The sequence below is a fragment of the Dysgonomonas sp. 520 genome, assembly GCF_010501095.1.
In the GTDB taxonomy this organism is placed as follows: Bacteria; Bacteroidota; Bacteroidia; order Bacteroidales; family Dysgonomonadaceae; genus QVMP01.
Genome location: NZ_QVMP01000055.1, coordinates 1 through 2,227, shown reverse-complemented (window position 1 = coordinate 2,227; position 2,227 = coordinate 1). Strand labels below are relative to the sequence as shown.

The window sequence follows — 2,227 nt, the reverse complement described above, 5'->3', positions numbered from 1 at the left end:
AAGAGTGGGAGAAAAAGAAGCTAGGGGAGATCGCGAAAATTATTGGAGGAGGAACCCCTGATACAATTATTGATGAATATTGGAACGGAGATATACAATGGTTTACTCCATCTGAAATAAAATCGAACTATGTCGCAAAAAGTGATAGAAAAATAACAAAATTAGGGTTGAGTAAATCTTCGGCTAGATTATTACCAATCGGAACCATTCTTTTAACAACAAGAGCAACGATTGGAGAAGTTGCCATCGCAACTGAAGAATGTACAACAAACCAAGGTTTTCAGTCTTTAATAGTGAATGAAAATATAAATAATATATTCATTTCGAATTGGATAAAACAAAATAAAAAGGAACTTATAAAAAGAGCAAATGGTTCTACTTTTTCCGAAATTAGTAAATCTGAGATAGAAAGTATCCCAATTCTACTTCCAGATACTTTAGAGCAAGATAAAATAGCGTCTTTCCTATCCCTTCTTGATGAACGTATTGAAACCCAAAACAAAATAATTGAGAAACTTGAATCCCTAATTAGAGGAATTTATTCCGTTGCCAAACGAGAAAGTTGGATAATGCTTTATTTAAGAGATGTTCTAGAAGAACGAAAGGAGCAAAATAGCCATGGATATCCAATATTTTCTGTTGCTGTTAGAGAGGGCATAATCAATCAAATAGAACATTTAGGACGATCTTTTGCAGCAAAAGATACTCGAAATTATAATGTAGTACAATTGGGTGATATTGTTTATACAAAAAGCCCAACAGGAGATTTTCCTTATGGAATAGTAAAACAAAGTTTTATAGATCAGCCTGTTGCTGTGTCTCCTTTATATGGAGTTTACAAACCTAAAAATTATCATTTAGGCAATATTCTTCATCATTATTTTTTAAGTCCCATAAATGCTAATAACTACTTATACAGTTTAATTCAAAAAGGGGCAAAAAACACTATAAATATCACAACCCAACGTTTTTTGGATAAAGCTATTTTATTACCTACTCAAGAGATTGAAATCAAGAATATTTCTCTATTACTTGAAGTAATTAACAAGAAAATCCATCTTGAAAAAGATGCCTTAATAAAACTAGAAAGTCAAAAAAAAATTCTATTACAACGGATGTTTATATAAATAGTTTTTTCAAAAGGAATGATTTCTGCTCTTTCAAAGAAACGTGAATGAGTTTCTCGATCTGCAATTTTTCAGAAATAGAATCTAATAGTTTTTGAATTTTAAGCTGATTTTGGACTGTTGGGATTTTGAACTTTTTATTTGCAAAATGAGACATGTGTAAATTAAATCGTGTGCTCCCTTGAGCCAGAGGGTATACAAGTTTTCTGAATTGGTATGATGAGAAACAATATGCCATATATTGTGGAGTTAGAATCGTAAAATCATTTAATCTATATCCAAAACAAAAACTATTGAGATATAGTCCTTGGCTTCTTCCTAAATATATAGAGCTAATTCCAACTTCTCTGGGAGTCTCGGACGATATTGTGAATAAAACGTCTCCATAATTTATAGTATTTTGTTTTTCTTCATTAGATATTTTTACATACCCAATCATAGATTCATCAATTATATTATTCTGATATACATTAACATAAGTGATGTATGGTTTTCCTGAACCAAAATCATCACCGGACTTACCTGATAGCCCGTTATAAAATTTACCTAATTCTGTCAATGAAATTTCGATGTCATTGGCATATTGCTCATGTAAATGATTGTTTAGTCCTCTAATTAGGGATTCAAGTTTCTCAATTATTTTGTTTGGGTTTCAATACGTTGGTCAATAAGAGAGAGAAATCTCGCTACCTTTTGCTGTTCTGCCTTACTTTTTGGTAATATAGTTTCTATTTTCTCCAAATTTTGAACGGATAAACCAGGCTGTGCCATACCTGTTGCATACTGATTTAAATTTAAAGAAATTAGTAAATAGAACATCCAAATAGGATCGGTATCATTATCTGATATAACAACAACTGCGTGTTCAGTTGCATGAAATTTTCCATTAGCGAGATTTATATTACCACAAAGAGCCCCTTGTCTACCAATTAAAGGATATATTCCATCCTGATTAAATGAGTTTGTGTAACCTCTTAATCCATTTCCGCCATAACAAGGGAATAAATTGTCATTTTGTTTATTAGATATTTCTGATGCATTAATAAACTTTCCTGCTTGCATCTGACATATCTCCCCTAGCTTCTTTTTCTCCCACTCTC

Annotated in this window: 3 protein-coding genes; 1 reads left to right on the top strand and 2 read right to left on the bottom strand. The window is 31.7% G+C overall.

The window, feature by feature from the left end; genetic code table 11:
• A partial coding sequence (locus D0T56_RS16475) for a restriction endonuclease subunit S (protein ID WP_163321258.1) occupies positions 1-1,127 on the top strand: 1,127 nt, incomplete at its 5' end.
• Here D0T56_RS16475 and D0T56_RS16470 read toward each other — a convergent pair.
• The gene (locus D0T56_RS16470; RefSeq protein ID WP_185153904.1) at positions 1,120-1,686 is read right to left on the bottom strand and encodes a restriction endonuclease subunit S; all 567 of its coding nucleotides are present in this window, start codon (positions 1,684-1,686) and stop codon (positions 1,120-1,122) included. The genes D0T56_RS16475 and D0T56_RS16470 overlap by 8 nt on opposite strands.
• Before the next feature lie 77 nt (positions 1,687-1,763).
• Positions 1,764-2,227, bottom strand: a 464-nt coding sequence (locus D0T56_RS16465) for a restriction endonuclease subunit S (RefSeq protein ID WP_221412372.1), incomplete at its 5' end; no start/stop codon positions are given.